Below are 26,455 nucleotides of genomic sequence, written 5' to 3'. Positions count from 1 at the left end.
TTAGCTTCGAATGACGGCCCCAACTTCATTTTGAAAGGCCTCCATTAATTTATGCATTGTTTTGTCAATTACCTTATCCGTCAGTGTTTTTTCCTGATCCTGAAGATGAAAGCTCAAGGCATAGGCTTTTTTGCCTGCATCAATTTTATCCCCTTGGTAGACATCAAAAACTCCAATACGCCGCAGTAACTTTCCACCTGCTTTTTCCGCGACCTCTTTCACTTTTGCATAGCTCACCGCTTTGTCAATCACCAACGAAAGATCCCTTCGCACTTCTGGGAATTTGGAAATCTCCGCATATTGCTTCAATCCGCTGGCTTTTTTGCAAAGCAAGTCCCAATCCAAATCTGCATACCATACTTCCTGCCGTACTTCAGTCATTTTCAAAAGTGAATCCTTCACCAAACCCAAGGTTCCCAGTTCCCTTTGGCCCAGCATAAGACGCAGACCATATTCAAATGGGGCTGATTCTAGCATCTCTGAATTGGAGATTTGAAGATTCAACTTATCCAATAGACGCTCGATTGTCGCATACAGGTCTGAAAAACCAAAAGGTCTCGCAGGCTCCAGCCAACTCTCAGCAGAACGATTACCCGAATGGAAAATTGCCAACCGACGTCCCTCTTGATATCCGGCTTCAGTTTTTTGGTAGACTGTACCAAATTCGAAGAACTTCAAATCGCCTTGACGTCTGTTAATATTATGTGCCAAAACTTCCAGTCCGCTGAAAAGCAAGCTCTGACGCATCACACCCAAGTCCTCGCTGAGCTTGTTGTAGATTTCCACATTCAGTTTAGGGTCCAAGAAACCTGATTTCTCTGCATAAACCGGCTTGGTCAAACTATTGGTAATCATCTCCTGATAGCCCTGCGCTCCCAAAATCTCCGAAAGTCGGTATTGGAGCTTATTGAGATCTTTGACCGGATGCTCAGCCAGATAATCAGTTTTGAGATTTTCGGAAAGCTCGACCTGCTGAAAACCGTAGATCCTCAGAATTTCTTCAATAATATCTGCTTCCCGAATGACATCTACCCGATAGGGCTTGACGATTGCCTTAAAACCTGTCTCTGTCTCATTCTCTACTCGAATATCCAATCCTTCCAAAATGGACTTCACTTGATTTGGCTCGATTTTCTTCCCGATGAGTCGGTTGATATGACCGTATTCCACGTCAATTTCAAAGTCAGCGATTGGATTTGGATAGAGGTCTACAATTTCGGAGCTCACCTTGCCTCCGGCAATTTCCCGCAATAATTGTACGGCCTTTTTCAGAGCATAAACCGGCATATTCGGATCTGTCCCCCGCTCAAAACGAAAGGAAGCATCTGTCTTCAAACCGTGATATTGAGCACCTTTTCGGATCACATCCGGAGAAAAGTAGGCCGACTCCAGGAAAATAGAAGTAGTCTGATCAGAAACCCCAGATCCTTTCCCCCCGAAAATCCCTCCGATACACATCCCTCCTTCTGAATCACAAATCATCAATTCCTCACCGGAAAGTTTTCGCTCTTTCTCATCCAAAGTGATGAATTTGCTGTCCTTGGGAAGTTTTTGGACGATGATTTCACCTCCGGAAATTTTCTCAAAGTCAAAAGCATGCAAGGGCTGTCCCAAGTCATGCAAAATAAAATTGGTGATATCGACTACATTATTGATCGGCTCCAGATCCAGCGCCCGAAGAAAATCCTGTAGCCACTGCGGAGAAGGAGCTACCTTCAAATCAGAAACAACAACCCCCGCATATCGTGGACAATCAGCTGCATCAGCTACCGATACTTCTAACTCTTTCCGATCCGCTTCAAGCGTCAAATCAGAGACTTCATCGATGCAAAGCGGCCGTCCTAAAAGTGCTTTTAAATCCCTTGCTACTCCCAAATGAGAGGCTGCATCTGCCCGGTTTGGAGTCAATCCAATTTCCAAGACATGATCAAAAGTCACAGGAATCAATTCAGAAGCAGGAGTCCCGTTGGGTAGATCTGTGTCCAAAACCATGATACCGTCGTGACTGCTACCGATCCCCAACTCATCCTCAGCACAAATCATCCCTTCGGATACCTGTCCGCGGATTTTAGCCTTCTTGATCGTAAAAGAATCTCCTTCTGTAGGGTAGAGTGTGGCTCCAACGGTGGCTACCAACACCTTTTGCCCTGCAGCCACATTGGGTGCACCACAGACAATCTGCGATGGAGAATCTGCTCCGATATCCACGGTGGTCAGGCTGAGTTTATCCGCATCGGGATGCTTCTCGCAAGTCAATACTTCCCCAATTACGATCCCTTCCAGTCCTCCGGGGATGGAAACAAACTCCTCGATCCCTTCCACTTCCAGGCCGGATTGAGTAAGCAAGTCGGCAATTTCTTCCGGTGATTCAGTTAATGCAATGTATTTTTTTAATCGATTGATTGAGATTCTCATAAAACTAGGTTCTTTTATTGCCTTCCCTAGGCTTTCAAATAAAGAAAAAGGGTTCGAAAACCCTCTTTCTCAATTAACACAGACAAATTTAAAGCTTTTCAGGAAGGCCGAAGCTATTCCTTGTAATTTTTCTCTCCAGCTTCAATAGCGATATCCAAAATATTTTCCCTGGGTGGAATCGGACAGGCATAGTCGGGATTATAGGCACAATAGGGATTATACGCCAAGTTAAAATCGATCGTAATGCTGTTTTTCCCGTCCTGTCGGGCATTGATATAACGCCCTCCACCGTAAGTTTCCCGGCTACTGGTTTCATCTGCGAAAGCCAAAAAGAAATTCCGCTTATCCACCTCATCCATAGCCTGAAGCAAGAGGAGTCGATTGGTCTTACCTCCCAGCTCAAACTCCGCATAAGCATGCTCGATATAGCGCTCTTTGCTCCCATCCGTCAGAGGAACTTCCCGTACCTTTTTGTCTTCCTTGGGGATGATTCGAGCCTTCACCTTGTAAGCAGGATCGATAGGATAAAAAGTCAACTCCTTAAAGTCCCGCTTTTGCTCCTCAGTCAAAGGCGACTCGATATTATACCGGATAAATTTAAACTGACGCTCCCGCTCAGCTTCGATGGTCTCGATGTAGGTCTCCGGATCCTCAGCACTGGTAAGGGTGTAAGCTATCGCGGCCAAGACCACAACTGAGACAAATATTAAAATGATATGATTGCTTTTCATAAATCGATTTGGACTGTTCATTTCTTGTTTGAAACAACAAGAGGAACCCTCAAAGGTTGTCCAAAATTACAATCTATCTACCTCACCTCCCAGCTTGGGAATTCTTTTCTCTAGTTTCTTGATTCTAAGCTCTAGTCTCTTGCCTCTAAGCTCTTGCCTCTATAAAATTCCTTCATCAGCAAAGCTAAAATAACCTGAGTCAGTAAAAATGACATGATCTAAGACCGGCAGGTCCATCGCCCGACCGATTTCTGTCAAGCGCTTGGTCAGCCTACGGTCCTGCTCGGAGGGACTCAGACTCCCGCTTGGATGATTGTGTACGAGGATGACAGACTGAGCCTGATGATCCAAAGCCGCCTTGAAAACTAACTTTGCATCGACGACTGTCCCAGAAGTACCCCCTTGGGAAATTCGTTCTTTTTTGATGACTTGATTGGACCTAGTCAAGAGGACCAAGTAAAAATGCTCAACAATTTCGTCATACAATTCTGGCTTCATCAGGTCATACACGTCTCTGGAACTGGTAATCTTGAACTTTTTTCTCGGTTCAATCTCTTTTCGCCTTCTTCCAAGCTCCATGGCACTGACAATGCTGATAGCCTTCGCTTCTCCTATTCCCTTGAATTTTTTGAGATCCTGGATCGTCAGTCTGGCCAAGGCCGAAAGATCATGATTCACAGAAGATAGGATATGCTTGGACAGATCCACCGCACTTATGCTTGGTGTGCCTGAACCGATAAGAATAGCGATCAATTCAGCATCTGTCAGGGCAGATTTACCTTTTAACAATAGTTTTTCCCGGGGCCGATCTTCCTCGGCAAGTTGCGCGATTTTGATTGAAGTAAAGTTCTCCATGCCTAAATCAAAAAAAGTGAAACTAAATCTATTGATTTTTAGGCATAAAAAAAACCCTGACAAGCAGGGTTTTCAATAAATTGGTTGACTATAATTAGCCTAAAGCATTGACAAATTTTGCCAGCTTTGATTTTTTATTGCTCGCGTTATTCCTGTGAATGATATTCTTCTTAGCAAGTTTGTCAAGCATAGAAGATACTTTTTGGAATAGCTCTTGCGCTTCTGATTTATCCGTGGCCGCCTTCAAACGCTTGATGAACGTACGAGTAGTCTTGGACTGATATCTGTTTCTCAAACGCTTCGCTTCGTTGGCACGAATTCTCTTTAGAGCTGATTTGTGATTTGCCATATCTTGAATTAAATAAATTTCTTAAACGATCCCCTAACCGAATTGGAGTGCAAATTTAGATCAAATTATTAACTCCACCAAAGGAAATTAATAATTATCAGTAGTACCAACTCTATTGAATGATCGAATATTTGGGATAATTGATTTTAATGGGACAAATATAGTGTAAACATCTATTTTTTTAGCGGAATATTCGCTGTATTTTCAAGAGATGATTTTTTCAGTTATTCCACATATTTCCGTTTCAAGCCTTTTTCTTGGGCTTCTTTTTTGGGGTTTCTTTGCTCACCAACTGATAAACAGGGTAGCTGTTTTCTCCCTACCTGAAGAACTAATTGCTTTTTACAAGCCTCAAATTCAATTTGTTACAGAAAAGGCCGTGAACCCTGATCGTCGTCGCTATGCCGTAGCAGGCGAAGCAGAAAAGCACTACATCGACTTGGACGTTTATGGTGATTCTGCGCTACATGTGCTTCCAGTTTTTTGGTTTGATGCGGTAGAAAAATTCGGTGAGGATAGCTTGAGAGCACACGGCATCGGGCCTTGGGCTGCCTATCTTACCTTTACCAACCTGACCAAGGCATTCGAAAAGAAAAATAAAGACGCCATCCTTCGGCTATCCGCAGATTTGGGTCATTACTTGGGAGATTTGAACGTTCCACTCCACACCACCAAAAACTACAATGGGCAACTAACAGGACAGGAAGGAATCCATGGTTTTTGGGAAAGCAGAGTTCCGGAATTACTTTCCGAAAACTTCAGCCTCTGGGTCGGGAAAGCCGAATACGTTGATAAACCTCAGCAAGCCATCTGGAAAGCTGTAGCAACTGCCCATAGCCAAGTCGATAGTGTATTGCAAATCGAACGTGAATTAAGCAAAAGCTTTTCTGAAGAATTGAAATACAGCTTTGAGGAGCGAAATGGCTTGACGGTCCGGGTCTATTCCCGTGAATTCACCGAAGCCTATTCCTTTGCTTTGAATGGGATGGTCGAGCGACAAATGAAAAATTCTATTAAAATGATTGCTGATTTTTGGTACACCGCATGGATTAATGCGGGACAGCCTGACTTGAATACCGATGATTTTACGCTGACCGAGGAAGAAGAAAACCTCAACCCGGATCCTAAACTCAAAGTCCGAGAACACAATTGATCGCCAACTGTGAATATTTCTTATAATAGTTTGGAGAACACTGCCATTTTGTCCGATTATTCGTAATTTCGCAGTTCGAAAAATGAGAATTGAATGGATCAGTTGATTAAAGATATTGACATCATAACCGGAGAAGAGGCTCAAGCGGTAGATTATAAAACTACGCAGGAGGAAAACACCGGTAAAAGCAAGAAAATCTATATTGAAAGCTACGGTTGTCAGATGAATTTTTCAGATTCTGAAATCGTCGCCTCCATCATGAAGGAGAATGGCTACGATACAACTTCTGACTTTGAGCAGGCAGATGTGGTTTTTTTGAATACTTGCTCTATCCGGGAAAAGGCAGAGCAAACCGTCAGAAACCGTCTCAATCACTTCAACGCGGTAAAAAAATCCAAACCCGAGATGACGATCGGTGTATTGGGCTGCATGGCTGAGCGACTGAAGGACAAACTTCTCGAAGAAGAAAAAATCGTCGACGTAGTCGTTGGCCCTGATGCCTACAGAGACCTACCAAACCTAGTAAATGCTGCAGAAGACGGTAGAAAAGGAGTCAATACTTTCCTTTCCAGAGAAGAAACCTATGCGGATATTGCTCCTGTCAGACTCAACTCAAACGGGATCACTGCCTTCATCTCCATCATGCGAGGCTGTGATAATATGTGTTCTTTCTGTGTAGTACCATTCACCCGGGGAAGAGAGCGAAGTCGAGACCCACATTCCATTGTAGCAGAAGCGCGTGATTTATTTGAAAGAGGGTATCGTGAAGTGACGCTCTTGGGTCAAAACGTGGATTCTTACAAGTGGTCTCCTGAGGAAAACAATAAGGCCCGACTCAATAAAAAAGAAGGGGAAGTAACGCAGGTTATCAACTTTGCCAACCTATTGGAAATGGTTGCTCAAATCGACCCATTGCTTCGGGTTCGTTTTTCCACTTCCCATCCAAAAGACATTACAGATGAGGTACTCTACACCATGAAAAAGTACGATAACATCTGCAAGTATATTCACCTTCCGGTTCAATCCGGAAATAGCCGCGTATTGGAAATGATGAACCGAACCTATACCCGTGAGTGGTATCTGGATCGGGTTCGAGCCATCCGAGAAATCCTTGGGGAAGAATGCGGCATTTCCTCCGACATGATTGCGGGATTCTGTACTGAAACAGAAGCCGAACATCAGGATACCCTGACTTTGATGGACTTGGTTAAGTATGATTTCTCTTACATGTTTTTCTATTCGGAGCGTCCGGGCACTTTGGCGGCTAAAAAATATGAGGATGATATCCCGCTCGATATCAAAAAGCGAAGGCTAAGTGAAATTATCTCTAAGCAAAACGAGCTTTCCCTCGAGCGAAACAAATTGGATATCGGAAAAGAGCAGTGGATTCTTATTGAAGGCACTTCCAAAAAATCTTCTGAAGAACTCAAAGGAAGAAACTCAGCCAATAAGGTAGTGATCGTACCATCAGCAGGGTTAAAATTAGGCGATTACGTCAAGGTGAAAATCACCGATTGTACCACAGCAACTTTGTTTGGAGACGTCTTGGAAGTAAATCCCCTTTAAGCATGATCACTCCCCACGAAATACAAAGTGTCAAGCAGCGATTCGGAATCATCGGAAACAGCCCCTTGCTCAATCATGCCATTCAGGTAGCGATGCAGGCTGCACCGACTGATATGACGGTCTTGATTACTGGAGAAAGCGGTAGCGGAAAGGAAAGTTTTTCGAAAATCATTCATTCCCTGTCTACTCGAAAGCACGGGAAGTTTATCGCGATCAACTGTGGTGCAATCCCTGAGGGAACGATAGACTCTGAGCTTTTTGGCCATGAGAAAGGATCCTTTACAGGAGCTCATGAGGCCAGAAAGGGATACTTCGAAGTGACTGATGGCGGTACAATATTTTTGGATGAAATCGGAGAAATGCCCCTAGGCACCCAAGCCAGACTGCTTCGGGTCTTGGAAAATGGGGAATTTATCCGCGTCGGCTCTTCAAAGGTTCAAAAAACCAATGTTCGCGTCATCACAGCCACTAATGTGAAGTTGTTGAGAGCGGTAGAAAAAGGGAAGTTTCGAGAGGATTTGTATTACCGACTCAACACGGTGCCCATTTTCGTTCCGCCCCTTCGTGAGCGGGGTGAGGATGTAGTCTTGCTCTTCCGAAAATTCACTTCTGATTTTTCTGAAAAATACCGAGTTCGGCCAATCTCTTTGGATGCTGATGCCCAAGGATTACTGATGCGTTATCCTTTTCCAGGGAATATCCGACAGCTAAAAAACATTGCCGAGCAAATATCCCTCCTGGAAGAAGAGCGGGAAGTAGATGCGAAGACGCTGAGCAAATACCTTCCTACTGACAACTCCCGACTTCCTATGCCACTTCCATCAGGTGGCTCCTCAGGAGAATCTATGGATTTTTCGGAGCGGGATTTATTGTACAAGGTCCTTTTTGATATGAAAAAGGACATGAATGATCTGAAAAAATTCGTCCTCGAAACTTACCAAAATGGAGGTGTGAGTAGCAGTGTGCTTCAAAAGCACAGTGACCTTTTCGATGATCTGGATAATGGTCCCTCCCAAAAAGAGAAACCAGAAGGAGGCTCAGGTTACTCTTTGCCTTTGGTATTGGAAGCACAGAAAAACAGCAGTTCAGACGACTATGAGGATGAGGCCATAGAAGACATCATTCATGAGGAAGATGACAACTCCCTTTCGCTAGAAAAAAAGGAGAAGGAAATGATCCTAAAAGCCTTGCGTAAACACAATAATAAACGCAAATACGCCGCCTCCGATTTGGGAATCTCTGAACGCACACTTTACCGCAAAATCAAGCAATATGAAATTGATCAATAGGACATTGCGATCTGCTTTATTTGCAGTAATTCTACTTTTGGGCGGTTGCTCCGTGAATTACAGCTTCACAGGGACCAATATCAATTATGAGTTAGTCCAGTCCTTCTCGGTGGACAATTTCTTCAATGATTCTGGTGGTGGACCTGCCAACATGGAGCAGCTTTTTACAGAATCTTTGAAAGATTATTATCAGCGAAACACCCAACTTGAGCTCGTCAGATCCAATGGGGATCTTCAGTTTTCAGGAGCGATCAAACGCTATGCCCTGACTCCACAAGCGGTAGTTTCCAGCGGGAATCCAAACCTACCGGATCGAGCTGGACAGATGCGATTGACGATATCTGTGGAAGTGGAGTACATCAATCTCAGCAATGAGGAAGAAAATCTCAAGCAAAACTTCTCTTTCTTCCAGGATTATGATCCTCGAACGACTACTTTGCTGGATGTAGAAAGTCAATTGGTAGAGGAAATTTTCAGAAACATCATTCAGGACATTTTTACTGCCACGGTGGCAAATTGGTAAAATGTCTATATTGGAAAAAAAGTAATCGTGAACGCCAATCAACTCAAGGAAATATTAAGCCGGGCTGGTAATCTGGAAAAATCAGATGTCCTTCTGCTGAAGAAAATGCAGGAAAACTTCCCGTTTTTCCAGCTACCTCATGCTTTGATCGCACGTTATGAATTCCAGAAGGAGTCCCAAAACTCTGAAAATACGCTAGGTTGGGCGGCTATTACCAGCCCTGACAGAATTTGGCTTCGTCAATTGATTCATCAAAAGCCTACCGTCCATTCGGAATCCAAAGACGAGGATCTTCTGCCAGAAAATCTCACTAAACCAGCCGAAGCCGCTAATCAAACCGCAAAGCTTGTTCAACTGGAAAAAGGGCTGAAATCGAACGGGCCTACACCTGAGGAGAAGCCCAAACCCAAGCGAAGAAAGGCTTCCGGAGACGACCTGATTGAGTCTATTAAAAGGAAAGAAAAAAAGCAGATTGTCGATGCCAAAAAGAAGGAACAGATCGATCTGATCAAGGCTTTCAGTAAAAAGGATATCAAGATGGCCACGATCAAAGAGATCGAAGCCAATCAAAACAAAGAAAATCTGGCTGAAAGCAGTACCCAAATCAAAGAAGAGCTGATCACCGAATCTTTTGCCAAACTTTTGGTCAAGCAAGGGAAAAATCAGAAAGCAGTAGAAATTTATGAGAAGCTGAGTTTGAAGTTTCCAGAGAAATCAGCTTACTTTGCGAACTTAATTCAAAATCTGACTAATTCCGACTAATAATATGTTTACGTTCTTGATTACCGTTATCCTGATTTTGGCAGTATTATTAATACTTGTCATCCTAGGCCAAAATTCTAAAGGAGGCGTTGGGGCAGCTTTCGGAGGTAGTGCTTCCCAGATTATGGGAGTTACGCGTACCGGAAATGTTTTGGAAAAAGCAACTTGGGTTTTAGCTGTATCCATTTTAGTTTTATCCTTGGTTTCTTCTGCTTTCTACACCAACCCGCAGTCCAATCAATTCTCATCTCCAAACATTGAAAATGCGAAGCAACAAGTAGTAGCTCCAGCATTCGGAGAACAGGAAACTGAAAGCATCTTACCAACTGAGGAACCCACAACTGAGCCTGATAGCGCAGGCAATTAATTACCGATAGAAATAATTAATGATGTCCGTCTTTTCAAGGCGGACATTTTTTTTGTACCTTGTAATCGAGTTGTTTTTTAGAGCAGGTTTGATGTTTATCACCACCAACTTTCGAAATCTGCTCCTGAATCGAAATTAATTTTATGCAAAATCAACCTCTCCGACTGGAGGACCTTCAACTTGAAAGCTGGCCAAATCTTATTCTATGGGCAGCTCCAATCATGTTTCTTTTGGTATTTATCGAATGGGGAATTAGCTGGTATCAAAAACGTGATGCGTATGATACCAAAGACTTCCTGGCAGCCTCTACCATTGGCCTAGTCAATGTCGGAATAAGTGCCATGATCAAACTGGCCACGTTCGGTGTAGCCCTATTCTTTTACAACCTGGCCCCTTTCAAAATTCCGGCAACATGGTGGTCATTCATTGTCTGCTTTGTCGCCATTGATTTTGCCAGATATTGGGCACATAGAGTTGCTCACGAACAACGTTTTTGGTGGGCTACGCACATCACGCACCACAACAGTTCCAAGTACAACTTCTCGGTTTCTTTCCGTTTGGGCTGGACACAACACATCAAGATCGTCTTCTTCATCCCTGTCATGTTGATGGGCTTTGATCCATTTGTGTTTTTCATCTGTCATCAGATAGCAGTCCTTTATCAATTCTGGATTCATACCGAATACATCAAAAAATTACATCCAGCAATCGAGTTCTTTTTTACCACACCTTCTCACCACCGCGTACATCATGCGAGTGATGAGCATTACCTGGACAAGAACTACGGCTCAACCTTTATTATCTGGGACCGAATGTTTGGGACATTTATGGAGGAGCAGGAGCGACCGACTTATGGTATTACCAAGCCGGTGACTTCCTACAATCCTATTTATCTGGTTTTTCATGAATGGAGAGACATTTTTGTTGACCTTCGAAAGGCAAAAAACCTGAAAGAAGCCTGGTTGATTCTTTTTGACAAGCCAGGTGCCGATGTGATCCAAAAACGTAAAAAGGCTGAAATCACAGCAAATCAGAACATCCCTAATACCGAAAAGGAATTAGTAGAAGCCAGCTAAGTCTTACCTTTCATTTACTGACATGCTGCAATAGCAATCTCTTGCTGATCGGAAGCAAAGTCTCTTCGATGGGAAAATCCTGCTTGCTATGCATTCGCCAAGCGGCGGGATTGGGCAATTCCTTGATTTCACGAATTAATTCCAGCTTTAAAGCCTCTAGGGTTCGGACTAGAGTCCGTTGAAAAATACCCACCAGCCACAAAGATATACTTCGGAAACGCTCCCCTGCTATTTGTAGCAAACTGGACTGATAGCGAAATGCATGGATGTCAGATCGCTTTTCCCGAGTTAAAAAAACAAATCCCTCTTTGGTGTAGATCGGTAATATGCCAACCGGCTCGAAGGCTATATGATCCTCCACAAAATCATAGATCGCTCTTCCTTCATATATCTGATTTTGGATCTTTTCAATCGCAAAATCGGTAATCAGGTGAATCTCTTTCATCATCTCGGAATCATCTGATTGAGATTGATAATTCAACTTCTTCTTTTTGAAGTCCACACTTTCCAGAGCTTTTGGAAACATATCTGAAAGTTGCCTTTTGCCTGACTTGAAAGCATTGAGATTACGATGATGCTCAATCAGCTCACCAAGCGGTGGGTAAAGCTTGATTGCCTTAAAGGATTTGTCAGTTTCCTGCAAATAGGCCAAGAGTTGGTACTTTTTGTATTCAAAATCAATTAGGCCTTCGGTGATCCAATTTTTCGATAGTTTACTCATATTCTAAAAGCATTTACAAAAAGTAACGAATTATGACATTTTTGTCCAGAGCCTTTGGAAATTTTGACAGTTTTTTAGAATGAAAATTTCATAACAGCGGTCAGAAACTGACAAAGTGTGGCCGATTTGTCAGTGTTTTTCTTTAAAAACTCATTGGCACAGGAATCGCTCTAGTGGCTTCAGAATTTTAATCTAACCTTTAAAAATTTCATAAAAATGTCAAACGTGAACATCAAACCACTTGCGGACAGGGTGTTGGTACAGCCTGCTGCAGCCGAAGAAAAAACCGCTTCCGGACTATACATTCCGGATACAGCCAAAGAAAAGCCTCAGAAAGGTACGGTAGTGGCCATCGGAACTGGTAAGAAAGATGAACCATTGACTGTGAAAGTGGGCGACACTGTTTTGTACGGAAAATACTCCGGTACTGAGCTCAACGTCGACGGCGCTGACTACTTAATTATGCGTGAGTCCGACATTTTCGCAATCCTTTAATTATTTGTAGAAACTAAAAATCAAACAGAAAAATGGCTAAAGAATTATTCTTTGATACCAATGCAAGAGACCGCCTGAAAAAAGGTGTAGACGCACTTGCTGACGCAGTAAAAGTGACACTCGGACCAAAAGGCCGAAATGTCATCCTTGACAAAAAATTTGGAGCTCCTACCATCACTAAGGATGGTGTATCCGTGGCAAAAGAAATCGAATTGGAAGAGCCAATCGAAAACATGGGAGCTCAACTTTTGAAAGAAGTAGCTTCTAAAACTGCAGATAATGCAGGTGATGGTACTACTACCGCTACTGTTTTGGCTCAAGCTATCTTCAATGCAGGTATTAAAAACGTAGCTGCTGGTGCAAACCCAATGGACCTTAAAAGAGGTGTTGACAAGGCAGTTGCCGCAGTTGTTGCCAAATTGAGAGAAAACTCAAAAGAAATCTCTACAAGCAAAGAAATCGCTCAGGTAGCTACTGTATCTGCTAACAATGATGATGAAATTGGAATGATGATCTCCAACGCTATGGAGAAAGTCGGAAAAGATGGTGTCATCACAGTAGAAGAAGCAAAAGGTACAGAGACGGAAGTAAAAACTGTCGAAGGAATGCAGTTTGACCGCGGATACCTTTCTCCATACTTTGTGACCAACACAGAGAAAATGGAAGCTGAGCTTGAGTCTCCATACATCTTGATCTACGACAAGAAGATTTCTTCCATGAAGGAATTGCTTCCTGTATTGGAGCCAGTAGCACAGTCTGGCAAGCCATTGGTTATCATCGCTGAAGATGTAGATGGTGAAGCTTTGGCTACTTTGGTAGTAAACAAAATCCGTGGCGCACTTAAAGTAGCTGCTGTAAAAGCCCCAGGATTTGGAGACAGAAGAAAAGCTATGCTTGAGGACATCGCTATCCTAACTGGTGGTACTGTAATCTCCGAAGAGCGTGGATTCAAGCTTGAGAACGCTACAGTGGATATGCTTGGTCGAGCTGAAAAAGTAAATATCGACAAAGACAACACTACAGTAGTAAACGGTGCTGGACAAAGTGATTTGATCCAAGCTCGTATCTCCGAGATCAAAGCACAAATCGACAAGACAACTTCTGATTACGACCGTGAAAAACTTCAGGAAAGACTTGCTAAGCTTTCCGGTGGTGTAGCTATCCTATATATCGGTGCTGCTACTGAGGTTGAAATGAAGGAGAAGAAAGACCGTGTAGACGATGCATTGCACGCTACTAGAGCGGCTGTTCAAGAAGGTGTTGTTGTAGGTGGTGGTGTTGCGCTTATCAGAGCAGCAGAAGCACTTGAAAACCTAACAGGCATCAATGAAGACCAGGATACAGGTATCAACATCGTGCGTATGGCGATTGAGTCTCCTTTGAGAACTATCGTGCTAAATGCAGGTGGTGAGCCTTCTGTGATCATCAATAAAATCAGAGAAAATAAAGGAAACTACGGTTACAATGCCCGTACCGATCAGTACGAAGACCTTTTCAAAGCTGGTGTAATCGATCCTACTAAGGTAACTCGACTAGCTCTTGAAAATGCAGCTTCTATCGCTGGATTGCTATTGACCACTGAGTGTGTGGTAGCAGACGTGAAAGAAGATGCTCCTGCTATGCCTCCAATGGGTGGCGGAGGAGGTATGGGCGGTATGATGTAATCCGTTCCTCACAACTTATTTAAAAAAGGGAAGCTTCGGTTTCCCTTTTTTTGTTCACCTTTGTGAATCGAAATAACTTCATTAAAAATCTACCAAAACCTTTTTCTTGCTATTGGAATAATCGTATTTTGCCAATGCCTGATCCAATGACACTGCATGATTCAATTTGATGCCATTTTTCTAGTGGATGATGATCCGATTAATAACCTGATCAATAAACGACTGCTTGGAAAGACAGAAGTGAGCGAGAGCATTCTTGAATTTTTAGAAGCAGATTTAGCATTAAAAAAGATTGAAGAGTTTCCGCAAAACCAACAACTTTTGATTTTTCTTGACATCAACATGCCGGTCATGAATGGTTGGGAGTTTTTGAATACCTATCAGGAAAAATTTCCTGAAAGAAAAGATGAAATCGTAATTCTATCAAGTTCCATCGACTTCCAAGACAGGCAGAAAGCACTAAGCTTCAATATTGTATCGGGATTTCTTGAGAAACCATTGTCTCTTGATAAAATCAATTACCAGCTCAGCAAGTATATTTAAACTTGTCTGGATACTAGCTTAATTCCCACTGATCACTGGCCCGAGTCTTTCCCAAATCTGATTCATCAATAAAAAAGGTATCTGAGAAGTATCCGAACTTGCACCCATTCGGACGATGACCACATTTTGAGAAGGGATCACCATCAAAAATTGTCCATTTTTACCCAAAGCCATAAACATGTCCTCAGGTGCATCCGGCACCAATGAACCTGGTAAATTTCTTTCTATGCCCGGCAACCTGTAAGAGCTTTGCCCATTTAGCCAGGTCAATAATCCGTAACTTGGATTAAAGTCTTGCGATGGACTGATCATTTGCTCTACAAATTCGGAATTTAGAACCTGTTCGTCTTCCCATTTTCCTTTAGCTAGAAGCAAAAGGCCAAAGCGTGCCATGGATCGAGGACTTGAATAGTACACATTATTTCCTCCGGTATTTTGCCAAAGGCCATTCATCCCGATCCTATCTCTGATTTTTTCATGAAAATAATCTTGGAAGGACCTGCCGCTTGCATTTTGTACCACTTGTTTGAGGACAGTATATGGAGCATTGTGATAACTCCATCGGGTTCCGGCTTTTGCCCTAAAGCGGAGGTCCGAAGGAGTCACACTATTCAAGTCACCTGTATCATCAAGCCCGGTGGTCATGCTAAGCTGATGAACAATCCTGATTCTTTTCTCCTCCTTATTTTCTAAAGAAGTCCATCCTTTCCCAAGGTATTTTTGGCTGCGGTCCTTTAGCTTTAGGAGCCCTTCCGCTTCGGCGATTCCAAGAAGTGCCGCAGTAAGTGTTTTGCCGGCAGAGGCCCAATACCAAAGGGAACTCTCATCCATAGGCCCCATTCCGGTAAGGCGATTTCCGCGGTATTCTTCGACAACGAGTTTCCCATCTTTCAAGATGAGAAAAGCTCTAGTATTGGTGCTTTCCAGCCAAGATAAAAACTCTCCCATTCCAGCATGATCCCAGCCAGTTTCAGGGAAAGACATCCGCTCCCAAGTCAGACCAACCTTTGGGGGAAAATAAAGCTGAGACTCTGAAAGAGCTTGAGCTCTAAGCAAAGCAGAAGATGAAAAGCTAAGAAAAATCGTAGCTAAAAGTGTGAGACTTTTGGTCATTTGAATCTAAGCTGGATTATTTTCTCTGAGTATCCTCAATAAAACTCTTAAGATCATCTCTAAACTCCTGCGCGGAAGGAAGGTGCGTGTACATCATATGACCTGCTTCATAGTAAGTCATAATAATGCGATCTATCGCCTGCTGAGGCAAATCCAGATGCGAAATAGAATGCTCTACTCCATAGAAAACAGTAGCCAAATCATAGTAGCCGTTCATGATCATAACTTTCACATTGGGATCCTTGCTAAGTGCCTCCGCCATATCAGGAAGGGTGGTGACAGCGGCATCTGCACCCCAGAAGTTATTTCCCTGATGCTTCCAATCCCAATTAAACCCTGGCTTAGAATAAGCCGAAGTTGCATAAAGCCAGTCTTTACTCACGCCCAACTGACCATGGAAATAATCCAAAAACGCCATGGTATAGGCTGGGGAAATTGCGTCACTTTGTGGATCTGTGAAGGAATCCATGGACATCGGATCGATATTGATTCCCTTGTATCGGGAGTCTAGTCTACCTACGGTGTTCTCCTCGTCGCGAAGTAGCTCTTGGAAATACTCTGATGCAGTGATTTTCAAATCTGCTCGCTCCCAAGTACCTGCTGCTATCCCAGTGATATCTTGAAGTTTTTGGGCAATTTGAGATTTTTCTGAGGCTGAAATTCTATTTCCCTTGAAAAGCGCCGGGGCATATTCATTCTCGGTGAATTCCCGTACTTCTTGCACAAATTCAGGTAAACTTTCTCCCTTATCAGCTACCCGATTGTGATACCAGGATGTCGCTGCCATGGTTGGTAGATAGACGATGTAGGAGACATCTTCATTGGGAGCGAAAAAGAGCGTTCGCAAATCAAAAACTGCTGAAACCATGATCACGCCATTGAGCGCGTATCCTTTCCCCAATAGGTAATTCATTACTCCTGCGTTTCGGAAAGTACCGTAACTTTCTCCCAAAATATATTTAGGTGAATTGAGTCGATCATGCTCCTTCAGAAACTGCATGATAAATAAACTGACACTTCGGATATCCTGATCCACTCCCCAGAAATCCTTTCCTGTAGCCTCTCCTATTGGAACCGATAAACCTGTTCCCACGGGGTCCATCATTACTACATCTGCCACATCCAAAATCGAAAACTCATTATTTACCAATTCATAAGGAGCTGCAGGATTGTAATTAGGATCATCTACCACTACTCTTCGGGGCCCCATGATACCCAAGTGAAGCCAATAGGAAGAAGAGCCCGGGCCTCCATTGTAGGCAAAGACAATCGGTCTATTTTTCTCAGGATTTTTCTTGAAATAAGCCGTAAATCCAAAAAGTGCGATTGGTTTGTTGTTTTCATCTTTGAGCTCCATCGTACCGGCATGAGCTCGGAGATCGATGGACTTACCGTCAATGTTGACTGAAATATCGGATTCAAAAACTTCTGCTTTAGGGTCTTGCTTTTTTTCAGCATTAGAATTTGTCTCCTGTGCCGAAAGGGTGAGCGAGAGAAATAAAAGAACTAAACAAAGGCTGTATATCTTCTTCATTTTAACATTAGTTGATCATCAAACCCTTAAGATATATAAAATCAATCTGTCAGGATGGATTAGTAGTAAAAAACAATAATTTGCTGTAAATTAAATTCTAGTTGATAGAGTGACGTCATCATTTTCTAGAATTTCTTAAAATTTAAATACCTATGACCGGAGGGGCAGGTTTTAGTCGATCAGCAAAGCAGTCTTTTGATGAAAATCAGAAGCTTGGGAAATTTCGCGATAAGCAAAATGCCTATTCATCTGCAAAAAGAGGAAATGCTGTTCCAAAAGATCTAGATGACTTGATTGCACATCGCTATCGTAGAAGGGATTGGTACCTAAGGACTCGAAAAATCGTATTGATCTCTTTTATAATTGCAGCCATTTTATTCTTGGGTTACCTATTTGTTCTGGGCTAGTTCAACACATCTCTTAAATCTTCCCTTTTCTTGAAAGTCGCCTTCGCAAAAGGACAAAGCGGGATCACTTTAATTTCCTCTTTGCGAACAAATTCGACAAGCTTTTCCAATAGCTTCTCTCCTACTCCCTGACCTCGAAAGCTATCATCCACTTCGGTATGTTCGATGATCATCTTTTTTGGCCCTGCCATGACATAGACCATTTCAGCAAGACGCTGAGCGCCCTCGCCTACAAAAAAACTTCCTCTTCGTCCGTCGGACTGATGTTGTATATCCATTTATTTTAACTTTTAGTTCTACCCTTCACTAAACTATCGTAAATACCATCATTTGGCTCCCAAAGCTCAATAGCATGACCATCAGGATCTAAAATATGGACAAACTTCCCGTATTCAAAGGATTCGATTTCGTCGAGAATTTTTACCCCTTCAGCTCGCAATGTTTTGACAAGTTCCTCGAGATTTTCAACTCGGTAATTTATCATGAATTCCTTAGTAGAAGGTTCAAAATATTGGGTATCCTCATTCATGGGCGACCACTGTGTAAATCCTTTTTGAGCAGGATTTTCACTGCTTCTCCATTCAAAAGCAGTTCCATATCGATCCGTCTGCAGCCCGAGATGCTTCGCATACCAAGCCTTTGTAGCATCAGGGTCTTTTACCTTGAAGAAAACTCCTCCTATTCCGGTTACTTTTTTCATTCTGTTTTTTTATTCAAAATATACAAATCATCTACCACGGAGATGTATTTCTTCTTATTTCTACACTAAGATTAAAAAGGGAATTTTCCAAAGCTTCTCTCAATTCCTTACATTTGCAGCTTACCAGCTAATGGACATGATTTTCTTCTTCGAATCACCCCAAAAAGTAGTCTACGCAGTACAGACTCCCCAACCTTTCGCCCAGGAAGACATCCAAAAACTGACATGGCTTTTCGGCGAAGCGACCCAAATCAATCAAGAATCTCTTTCCGGAAAATTTGCCGGTCCTAGAAAAGAAATGATCACCCCTTGGTCTACCAATGCTGTGGAGATCACGGTGAATATGGGCATTTTGGGCATCCAACGAATAGAAGAATTTTTCCCTTTGAAAGATGGGGAAGAAATCGACCCAATGCTTCAAAAGGCTTATGAAGGGCTGACACAGAATATTTTCGAAATTGATTTGGAGCCAGCACCCATTCAGGCAATCACCGATATCGCTGCATACAATAAAAAAGAGGGGTTGGCGCTGAGCGAGGAAGAAGTAGCTTACTTAGAAAATGTTTCCAAACAATTGGATAGACCGCTGACGGACTCCGAGGTTTTCGGATTTTCTCAAGTGAACTCTGAGCATTGTCGACATAAGATATTCAATGGTACTTTTATCATCGATGGAGAAGAAAAGCCTAAAACACTTTTCCAATTGATCAAGGAAACCTCCAAACAGCATCCTAATCGTATCGTCTCAGCTTACAAAGACAATGTCGCTTTTATCCAAGGACCCAAAGCGCATCAATTCGCCCCCAAAACCCAACATCAAGCAGACTTTTTTGAGGCAAGAGAAATCGACACGGTCATTTCGCTTAAAGCTGAAACACATAACTTCCCAACCACTGTAGAACCTTTCAACGGGGCTGCTACAGGTTCGGGAGGGGAAATCAGAGACAGGCTGGCCGGTGGTACTGCATCGATTCCACTTGCAGGGACGGCGGTCTATATGACTTCATACCCTCGATCCGAGAAAGGTAGAACTTGGGAAACAAATCTCCCTGAAAGACCTTGGCTGTATCAAACGCCCATTGATATTTTAATCAAGGCGTCAAATGGTGCATCTGATTTTGGTAATAAGTTTGGTCAGCCTCTGATCTCTGGTTCACTTTTGACTTTTGAACATGAGGAAGGCGATAAGCATTATGGTTTTGACAAGGTCATCATGCTGGCTGGTGGCATTGGTTTTACCAATGCCAACTATGCGAAAAAAGACGAACCAAAAGCAGGAGATCAAATCGTGGTCATGGGTGGTGACAACTACCGGATCGGAATGGGTGGATCTGCAGTTTCCTCCCTCAATACGGGTGAAGTTTCCAGCTCTTTAGAGCTTAATGCAGTACAGCGATCGAATCCTGAGATGCAAAAACGGGTGGCAAATGTCATCCGTGCCATGGCTGAAAGTGAGGAAAACCCGATTATTTCCATCCATGACCATGGAGCAGGAGGACACTTAAACTGCCTATCAGAACTAGTCGAATCCACTGGAGGAACGATCCATATAGATCAACTTCCAGTAGGCGACCCTACCCTATCTTCTAAGGAGATCATCGGAAATGAGTCCCAAGAACGAATGGGCTTGGTGGTTTCTAAAAAAGATATTCCCACACTATCTCAACTTTCGGCCAGAGAACGTGCTCCTTTCTATGTCGTGGGAGAGACGACTGGCGATATGCACTTCAAGTTTGAAAATCAAAAAACCGGTGAAAAACCGGTTGATTGGAATCTGGCTTACATGTTTGGATCTTCTCCGAAAACTATTTTAGAGGATCAGCATCAAAAGCCAAATCTTCAGGAAGGCCAATATAATTCTGAGTTGGTTTTGGGCTATATCAGAGAAGTGCTACAACTGGAAGCCGTGGCTTGCAAAGACTGGCTTACCAATAAAGTTGACCGTTCCGTAACTGGCCGAGTAGCCACTCAACAGACTGTTGGGGAAATCCAACTTCCTCTCAACGATGTGGCGGTGATGGCTTTGGATTTTAATGGAACCAAAGGAATCGCAACCTCCATCGGACATGCACCGGTGGCAGCATTGGCTGATGCTGAAGCAGGCAGCAGATTGGCTATCGCTGAAGCATTGACCAACTTGGTTTTTGCTCCTATTGAAGGAGGACTTCAGGGAGTTTCACTAAGCGCCAACTGGATGTGGCCTGCCAAGAATTCCGGAGAAAACGATCGCTTGTATCGAGCTGTTGAGGCTTGTTCTAAGTTTGCAATAGACCTGGGAATTAATATCCCGACTGGTAAGGACTCGCTTTCCATGACACAGAAGTATCCTGACGGTAAAGTAGTTTACGCCCCGGGTACAGTGATTATTTCTACTGTCGGCGAATGCTCTGACATCAACAAAACAGTTCAGGCTGCACTAAAGCCACACCAAGGCTCGAAGGTCTATTACATTGATTTTTCAAAAGATCGGGCGAAGCTGGGAGGATCTAGCTTCTATCAGACACTTAACAAAGTGGGAACTGAATGCCCTGATATAAAAGACAGCTACTATTTTAGTCATGCTTTTATGGCTATTCAAAAGCTCATTGAGCAGGGGCTTGTATTGGCAGGACATGATATCTCCTCCGGAGGTTTGATCACAGCGCTTCTGGAAATGTGCTTCCCTAGTGCTTCGGTCGGTCTCAAAGTCAAAACGGACAGATTGAAAGAAAAGGATCTTATCAAGGCTCTTTTCTCTGAGAATGCTGGTGTTTTGATTCAGATTGAGCAGGTAGAGAAAGTCAGAGCCATTTTGGATAATTATGACATCGATTATATTTCTATTGCAGATGTGACATTGGATTCGGCTGTTTCCTTACCGGAAATCGGCTTGAACCTAGATGTAGCCGAACTACGGGATGTATGGTTCCGCTCTTCTTACCTTCTTGATCGCAAGCAAAGTGGAGAGAAGCTTGCTAAAGACCGCTTCGACAATTACAAAAATCAAAAGCTCAGCTATCAATTTGGAAAAGATTGGACTGGAAGCTTTGAAAAGTCGGGAATTGATCCTTTCAGAAAAGAAAAAGGTCAATCTAAAGCTGCAATCATCCGGGAAAAAGGAGTCAATGGAGACCGGGAGATGGCCTATTCGCTGTGGCTGGCAGGTTTTGAAGTGAAGGACATTCACATGACCGACTTGATTACCGGTCGCGAAGACCTCAGCGATGTACAGATGATTGTCTTCGTTGGTGGCTTTTCCAATTCAGATGTTTTAGGCTCTGCAAAGGGTTGGGCTGGAGCCTTTCTTTATAATGAAAAAGCAAAACTGGCCTTGGACAACTTCTATGCAAGGCCTGATACGCTTTCACTAGGAGTCTGCAATGGCTGTCAGCTGATGGTCGAGTTAGGTTTGGTAGGAAAAACCAACAGCTCCAAGGCCAAAATGCTTCATAATGAAAGTCATAAATTTGAATCAGCTTTTGTAAATGTGACGATTCCAGAAAATAATTCTGTCATGCTTCAAGGTTTGAGTGGGCAGCGCTTGGGAGTATGGGTGGCGCATGGTGAAGGTAAATTTTCCCTACCAGAACCAGAAAATGAATACCATGTCGGCATGAAATACAGCTATGAGGCCTATCCTGGAAATCCAAATGGATCGGATTATTCGGTAGCTGGAATTTCTTCAAAAGATGGTCGCCATTTAGCAATTATGCCTCATATTGAGCGAAGCTTGAAGCCATGGAACTGGCCATACTATCCAGAACAGCGCCACGATGACTTCACGCCTTGGCTAGATGCCTTTATAGCAGCCCGTAAATGGTGTGAAAGTCAATAATAAATCTTTAGACTCCTTTGGTACTTTTATCAAAGGAGTTTTTTTTATAATAACCTGGATGAAATTTTCTCCATTAAGTCATCAAATTCTTTTTTTAGGTTTCTTTTCGAGATGTTTTGCTAAAAACCTGCTATAAATATTAGTCAAAAACTGTATTTTAAATCTCTAATAATTAAACAATAACGGTTCCTCCACATGAAATGCCCATGAGAATTAATTCTCACACAGGGGGATGCCCCGATACATCGGGGTAGGGCATTCCATCTAACCTCTAAAAATCAATTTATAAACAGATGAAATATCTTAGTCTAGCCCTCAGTTTACTTCTACTTTTTGGAGCCTGCCAAACAGTGAAAGAAGAAATCCCTGCAGTAGTCTATTTCGGAGGAGATATTCTGACCATGGAAGGCGACCAGCCTCAATATGTAGAAGCCTTGGTCATCAAAGGTGATAAAATTGATTTTGTAGGGAGCTCGGACGAAGCAATGCGAGTAGCGGGCCCCAATCATAAAATGGTCAATCTGGAAGGGAAAACGCTACTTCCGGGTTTAATCGATGGGCATGCTCATTTTGGAAATTTTGGATTACAGGCAGTCGGAGCGCAGTTGCTAGCCCCGCCAGACGCTGCGTGTAAGGATATCCCTACGCTGATCCAATTGCTGAAGGAATGGAATACCCCGGAAAACCTGGCTCTGACAGGATGGATCTTTGGAACAGGCTTTGACGATTCCGTTTTGGAAGAGAAGCGTTTCCCAACCAGACATGACCTAGACCAAGTCAGTACAGAAATCCCAATTATGATTACGCATATCTCTGGGCATTTTGCTGTAGTCAATTCTAAAGGACTCGAAGTCTTGGGCTTCGATGAGAAAACACCTGATCCAGAAGGTGGAATTATCCGAAGAGAAGCAGACGGAAAGACTCCGAACGGTGTACTTGAAGAACTCGCTGCAATCCCATACATGCTAAAAGCACTCATGCCCAAGGATCAAGCAGGGGCAGACCGGTTTTTTCAGGCAGGTCAGGACATGGCTCTTTCATTCGGATATACCACTGCACAAGAAGGCAGAGCCATGCAAAATCACGAACTATTGGCTGCAAATGCCGAAAAAGGAGAGTTGAAAATAGATGTAGTCAGCTACATTGATTATGCCTTTGCAGATCAATACATGGGATCAACCTGGAATAGCAAAAATTACACGAATCATTACAGAATTGGTGGAATGAAAATTACCCTGGATGGATCTCCACAGGGCCGAACTGCATGGCGTACACAACCCTACCTACTTCCTCCTGATGGAATGGGAGCTGATTATGCTGGCTATCCCGCAATCCCCGATGACGCAACGGTGCAATCTATCATGGAAAAAGGCTTCCAAAACAACTGGCAAATCTTAGTACATGCAAATGGAGATGCCGCGATTGATCAATTGATCCGGACACTTCGCCAAAATGTTGATAAATATGGAATTGGCGATAGAAGAAACACGCTGATTCACGGCCAATATATCCGCGAGGATCAGTTGGATTCTTTAAAGGCTTTGGATGTAGTCGCTTCACTTTTCCCCTTACACACTTTCTATTGGGGGGATTGGCATAAGCAAATTATCGGAGATGAACTTGGAAATAAAATCAGTCCCGTCCGAACAGCCTTAAACAAAGGCGTAAAAATCACCATTCATACCGATGCTCCGGTAGCACTTCCCAACTTAATGCGTGTTTTGTGGACAGCTGTCAACAGAACCTCTCGATCTGGGGCCATCATTGGAGAGGGCGAAAGACTAACTCCTTATGAAGCGCTTCAGGCCATTACGATTTGGTCTGCCTATCAGCATTTTGAAGAAGATGAAAAAGGCAGCCTGACCCAAGGGAAATTGGCAGATTTGGTCATTTTGGATAAGAATCCACTAAAAGTTGCCGCGGATGAAATCAAGGATATTCAAGTATTGGAGACGATCAAGGAAGGGGAGACTGTTTTTTCAAGGGAATAGCTTTGATTAGAATCCACCCGTTGCCTAGACCATCCCATAGATTTAGATTATTCCCTGAAAACTAAATACGACACACAACTGAGCAGAAGCTGTGCCACCCAACCCTCTCAAAAGCACATGAGAGGGTACTTTTTTTATAGAAAACCTATTCTTCTGTAGATACTTTCAAAAGTATATTTGGGTGCCTACATCAAATACCTTTTATTTTTCGGTTTTTTAGGCTTTTTTAGTATTCATCAGCCCAAAACAAGCCTCACATGGTATTAATTCTATCTGTTCTTTTTGTACTTGCTTTCATTTTAATAGCCATCGTCAAATATGACATTCACCCCTTCCTAGTGCTTTTTGCTGCTGCATTACTCTACGGCTTGCTGTCTGGAATGTCTTTTGACTTGATTATTCAATCTATCTCTGAAGGCTTTGGCGGTGTTTTGGGTTCTGTCGGATTGCTAATTCTTTTGGGAGTAATTTTGGGTACTTTTTTAGAAAAAACGGGAGGAGCTTTAGTCATAGCAGAAAAAATTCTAAGCTGGATCGGTAAAAAATCAGTGAACCTCACCATGATGCTGGGAGGATATGTTCTTTCTATCCCGGTTTTTGGGGACTCTACAATTATCATGATGAACCCCATTGCCAAATCCTTGGCAGTAAAAAGTAACCGTTCTTACGCAGGAACCATGATTGCCCTTTCGCTAGGTGCCATGTGTAGTCATTCGCTTGTCCCTCCCACACCTGGCCCTATAGCCACCGCCGGGATACTTAATGCGGACTTGGGACAGATGATTTTCTGGGGTGTAATCGTATCGCTATTGACTCTCATTCCGGGCTATATTTTTGTCAACAAATTCGTTTCGCGAATTCCACTTGAAGCAACTATCGAAACAGATCAAGAAGCCGTCTCTCGAAATGATTATCCTTCAGCAATCAAGTCATTTCTCCCGATCATCATTCCCCTGTTGTTGATCATTATGGCTTCCATAGCCAATTATCCCACCAAGCCTTTTGGAGAGGGACAATTATTAGGAGTGATCAAATTTATCGGCTCACCGGTCATTGCTTTGCTGATCGGTGCGCTGCTTTCCTTTACCCTACCCAAAAAACTCGATAAAAAAATGCTGTCGGCAAGTGGTTGGGTCGGCAAGGCACTCTTTATTGCTGCCCCGGTTATTTTCATCACAGGTGCCGGAGGTGTATTTGGGAAAATGCTTCAAAATTCGGGCATAGGCACTTTGGTCAGCGAAGGGATGAAAGATGCCAATTGGGGTATTTTCCTGCCTTTTCTGATCGCTTTTGCGCTTAAGACAGCTCAAGGTTCTACTACAGTCGCGATGATTACGACAGCTTCCATCATTGCTCCTTTGATGGGACCACTGGGTCTAGATACAGAAACGATGAAAGTACTGACTGCCCTCTCGGTCGGTGCAGGAGCCATTGCCATTTCCCATGCCAATGACAGCGGATTTTGGGTAGTCACTCAGCTCTCTGGCATGACCGTGAAGCAGGGAAATCAATCTCACAGCCTAGGTACCCTGATAATGGGGATTTCGGCCATTGTGATTATATACCTGATTAGTTTATTTGTTGGATAAAAATTACCGCGCCGTCCAGCCTCCATCTACGGTGATCAAGGAACCTACCATGTATGTCGCGGCATCGGAAGCCAAAAAGAGTGCCGCTCCCTGAATCTCCTTCAGCTCACCCCATCTTCCCAGCGCTGTGGCTCCGACGATAAATTTCTTTCCCTCCTCGGTATTAGCAATCGGCTCATTCATTTCAGTCAGAAAAGGCCCGGGACAAATGGCATTTACGGTGATATTCCATGGAGCAAGCTCCAAAGCTAAAGCTCGGGTCATATTAACAACCGCCCCCTTACTTGCGGTGTAGGGAGTACGATTGGCCAAGCCGACCACACCCAGTGTGCTCGCCAAATTAATAATTGCTCCTTTTTTCTTTTCTTTCATAGAAGGAATAACCGCCTTCGAGGCCAACCAGGTCCCATTCACATTGATATCCATGACTTTCTTAAAATCCTCCTCCGAAAGCTCATCAATCCCTCCCCGAATATTTATCCCAGCTGAATTGATGAGTGTATCAATTCGTCCAAACGTATCCAAGGCTTTTTGGGCCATAGATTCCATCGCTTTTGCCTTGGTGACATCTGCAGCAAAACCAATGGCTTTGACCCCATATTGATTGGAAAGTTCCAAAGCAGCTTCGTCGCATTCGGCTTGATTACGGCTGACAAGCATCACATCTGATCCCGCTGATGCCAAGCCTGCAGCCATGGCAAAACCCAACCCTTTGGAGCCTCCAGTAATGATGGCCGCATTGCCTTTTTGAGTAAAAAGTTCTATTCCTGGAAGTTTGTTGAAATCTGTCATTTGATT

The 26,455-nt window shown here is 43.3% G+C and carries 24 protein-coding genes; 14 read left to right on the top strand and 10 right to left on the bottom strand.

Annotated elements, in window-relative coordinates:
- The 4 genes from pheT to rpsT form a co-directional block, all read right to left on the bottom strand.
- Positions 1 to 2,415 (bottom strand): phenylalanine--tRNA ligase subunit beta, encoded by a 2,415-nt coding sequence (gene pheT, locus OU792_RS03635; RefSeq protein WP_134201855.1) that lies wholly within the window; start codon positions 2,413 to 2,415, stop codon positions 1 to 3.
- Positions 2,416 to 2,528: 113 nt separating this feature from the next.
- Complete coding sequence (locus tag OU792_RS03630) at positions 2,529 to 3,146, bottom strand: DUF1684 domain-containing protein (RefSeq protein ID WP_134201856.1); 618 nt, start codon at positions 3,144 to 3,146, stop codon at positions 2,529 to 2,531.
- A 159-nt stretch (positions 3,147 to 3,305) separates the two neighbouring features.
- On the bottom strand, positions 3,306 to 4,001 hold the full coding sequence (gene radC / locus OU792_RS03625; protein WP_134201857.1) for a RadC family protein: 696 nt from the start codon (positions 3,999 to 4,001) through the stop codon (positions 3,306 to 3,308).
- Positions 4,002 to 4,095: 94 nt separating this feature from the next.
- Entirely contained in the window at positions 4,096 to 4,350 is a 255-nt protein-coding gene (gene rpsT / locus OU792_RS03620) for a 30S ribosomal protein S20 (RefSeq protein WP_026945514.1), read from the bottom strand.
- 211 nt (positions 4,351 to 4,561) lie between these two features.
- Between rpsT and OU792_RS03615 the strand changes: the two genes are divergently transcribed.
- The 7 genes from OU792_RS03615 to OU792_RS03585 all read left to right on the top strand — a co-directional run bounded on the left by OU792_RS03615 (position 4,562) and on the right by OU792_RS03585 (position 11,086).
- Positions 4,562 to 5,503, top strand: a complete 942-nt coding sequence (locus OU792_RS03615; RefSeq protein WP_246628877.1) for a zinc dependent phospholipase C family protein — start codon at positions 4,562 to 4,564, stop codon at positions 5,501 to 5,503.
- A 93-nt stretch (positions 5,504 to 5,596) separates the two neighbouring features.
- Positions 5,597 to 7,069: a tRNA (N6-isopentenyl adenosine(37)-C2)-methylthiotransferase MiaB gene (miaB, locus tag OU792_RS03610; protein WP_134201858.1), complete on the top strand. Its 1,473-nt coding sequence runs from the start codon at positions 5,597 to 5,599 to the stop codon at positions 7,067 to 7,069.
- 2 nt (positions 7,070 to 7,071) lie between these two features.
- Positions 7,072 to 8,358 (top strand): sigma-54 interaction domain-containing protein, encoded by a 1,287-nt coding sequence (locus OU792_RS03605; RefSeq protein WP_134201859.1) that lies wholly within the window; start codon positions 7,072 to 7,074, stop codon positions 8,356 to 8,358.
- Complete coding sequence (gene lptE, locus OU792_RS03600) at positions 8,342 to 8,881, top strand: LPS assembly lipoprotein LptE (RefSeq protein ID WP_026945510.1); 540 nt, start codon at positions 8,342 to 8,344, stop codon at positions 8,879 to 8,881. Before OU792_RS03605 ends, lptE begins: the two co-directional genes overlap by 17 nt.
- 27 nt (positions 8,882 to 8,908) lie before the next feature.
- On the top strand, positions 8,909 to 9,643 hold the full coding sequence (locus tag OU792_RS03595) for a hypothetical protein (protein WP_134201860.1): 735 nt from the start codon (positions 8,909 to 8,911) through the stop codon (positions 9,641 to 9,643).
- Positions 9,644 to 9,647: 4 nt separating this feature from the next.
- Entirely contained in the window at positions 9,648 to 10,010 is a 363-nt protein-coding gene (secG, locus tag OU792_RS03590; protein WP_026945508.1) for a preprotein translocase subunit SecG, read from the top strand.
- Positions 10,011 to 10,153: 143 nt separating this feature from the next.
- Positions 10,154 to 11,086 (top strand): sterol desaturase family protein, encoded by a 933-nt coding sequence (locus OU792_RS03585; protein ID WP_035483161.1) that lies wholly within the window; start codon positions 10,154 to 10,156, stop codon positions 11,084 to 11,086.
- Positions 11,087 to 11,096: 10 nt separating this feature from the next.
- Here OU792_RS03585 and OU792_RS03580 read toward each other — a convergent pair whose 3' ends face one another.
- Positions 11,097 to 11,807, bottom strand: a complete 711-nt coding sequence (locus OU792_RS03580; RefSeq protein WP_274669499.1) for a hypothetical protein — start codon at positions 11,805 to 11,807, stop codon at positions 11,097 to 11,099.
- Positions 11,808 to 12,023: 216 nt separating this feature from the next.
- Between OU792_RS03580 and OU792_RS03575 the strand changes: the two genes are divergently transcribed.
- From OU792_RS03575 to OU792_RS03565, 3 genes are all read left to right on the top strand, one after another.
- The gene (locus OU792_RS03575) at positions 12,024 to 12,302 is read left to right on the top strand and encodes a co-chaperone GroES (protein WP_024281503.1); all 279 of its coding nucleotides are present in this window, start codon (positions 12,024 to 12,026) and stop codon (positions 12,300 to 12,302) included.
- A gap of 32 nt (positions 12,303 to 12,334) precedes the next feature.
- Positions 12,335 to 13,966 (top strand): chaperonin GroEL, encoded by a 1,632-nt coding sequence (groL, locus tag OU792_RS03570; RefSeq protein WP_026945506.1) that lies wholly within the window; start codon positions 12,335 to 12,337, stop codon positions 13,964 to 13,966.
- Positions 13,967 to 14,122: 156 nt separating this feature from the next.
- On the top strand, positions 14,123 to 14,509 hold the full coding sequence (locus OU792_RS03565; RefSeq protein ID WP_026945505.1) for a response regulator: 387 nt from the start codon (positions 14,123 to 14,125) through the stop codon (positions 14,507 to 14,509).
- Positions 14,510 to 14,527: 18 nt separating this feature from the next.
- Here the strand turns inward: OU792_RS03565 and OU792_RS03560 are convergent, their stop codons facing one another.
- Together OU792_RS03560 and OU792_RS03555 are read right to left on the bottom strand one after the other, a co-directional pair.
- The gene (locus OU792_RS03560; RefSeq protein ID WP_274669498.1) at positions 14,528 to 15,622 is read right to left on the bottom strand and encodes a serine hydrolase domain-containing protein; all 1,095 of its coding nucleotides are present in this window, start codon (positions 15,620 to 15,622) and stop codon (positions 14,528 to 14,530) included.
- A gap of 16 nt (positions 15,623 to 15,638) precedes the next feature.
- Positions 15,639 to 17,156 carry a S10 family peptidase gene (locus tag OU792_RS03555; protein ID WP_274669497.1) on the bottom strand — a complete coding sequence of 506 codons (1,518 nt, stop codon included), beginning with the start codon at positions 17,154 to 17,156 and terminating at the stop codon, positions 15,639 to 15,641.
- 152 nt (positions 17,157 to 17,308) lie between these two features.
- Here OU792_RS03555 and OU792_RS03550 point away from each other — a divergent pair, with 152 nt between their 5' ends.
- Positions 17,309 to 17,563: a hypothetical protein gene (locus tag OU792_RS03550; protein WP_222584847.1), complete on the top strand. Its 255-nt coding sequence runs from the start codon at positions 17,309 to 17,311 to the stop codon at positions 17,561 to 17,563.
- Here OU792_RS03550 and OU792_RS03545 read toward each other — a convergent pair.
- Positions 17,560 to 17,841 carry a GNAT family N-acetyltransferase gene (locus tag OU792_RS03545; RefSeq protein WP_222584846.1) on the bottom strand — a complete coding sequence of 94 codons (282 nt, stop codon included), beginning with the start codon at positions 17,839 to 17,841 and terminating at the stop codon, positions 17,560 to 17,562. The two genes, OU792_RS03550 and OU792_RS03545, sit on opposite strands and share 4 nt — an antisense overlap.
- A 5-nt stretch (positions 17,842 to 17,846) precedes the next feature.
- Positions 17,847 to 18,263, bottom strand: coding sequence for a VOC family protein (locus OU792_RS03540; protein ID WP_222584845.1), 417 nt, complete (start codon positions 18,261 to 18,263; stop codon positions 17,847 to 17,849).
- A 136-nt stretch (positions 18,264 to 18,399) separates the two neighbouring features.
- Between OU792_RS03540 and purL the strand changes: the two genes are divergently transcribed.
- From purL to OU792_RS03525, 3 genes are all read left to right on the top strand, one after another.
- Positions 18,400 to 22,077: a phosphoribosylformylglycinamidine synthase gene (gene purL, locus OU792_RS03535; RefSeq protein ID WP_274669527.1), complete on the top strand. Its 3,678-nt coding sequence runs from the start codon at positions 18,400 to 18,402 to the stop codon at positions 22,075 to 22,077.
- 293 nt (positions 22,078 to 22,370) lie between these two features.
- Positions 22,371 to 24,068 (top strand): amidohydrolase, encoded by a 1,698-nt coding sequence (locus OU792_RS03530; RefSeq protein ID WP_274669496.1) that lies wholly within the window; start codon positions 22,371 to 22,373, stop codon positions 24,066 to 24,068.
- A 257-nt stretch (positions 24,069 to 24,325) separates the two neighbouring features.
- Entirely contained in the window at positions 24,326 to 25,657 is a 1,332-nt protein-coding gene (locus tag OU792_RS03525) for a GntP family permease (protein ID WP_274669495.1), read from the top strand.
- A 3-nt stretch (positions 25,658 to 25,660) separates the two neighbouring features.
- Here the strand turns inward: OU792_RS03525 and OU792_RS03520 are convergent, their stop codons facing one another.
- Complete coding sequence (locus tag OU792_RS03520) at positions 25,661 to 26,449, bottom strand: SDR family NAD(P)-dependent oxidoreductase (protein WP_274669494.1); 789 nt, start codon at positions 26,447 to 26,449, stop codon at positions 25,661 to 25,663.
- Between the last annotated feature and the right edge of the window lie 6 nt (positions 26,450 to 26,455).

It is taken from the genome of Algoriphagus sp. NF (assembly GCF_028823735.1).
In the GTDB taxonomy this organism is placed as follows: domain Bacteria; phylum Bacteroidota; class Bacteroidia; order Cytophagales; family Cyclobacteriaceae; genus Algoriphagus; species Algoriphagus marincola.
This window is presented reverse-complemented; position numbering and strand designations above follow the sequence as displayed.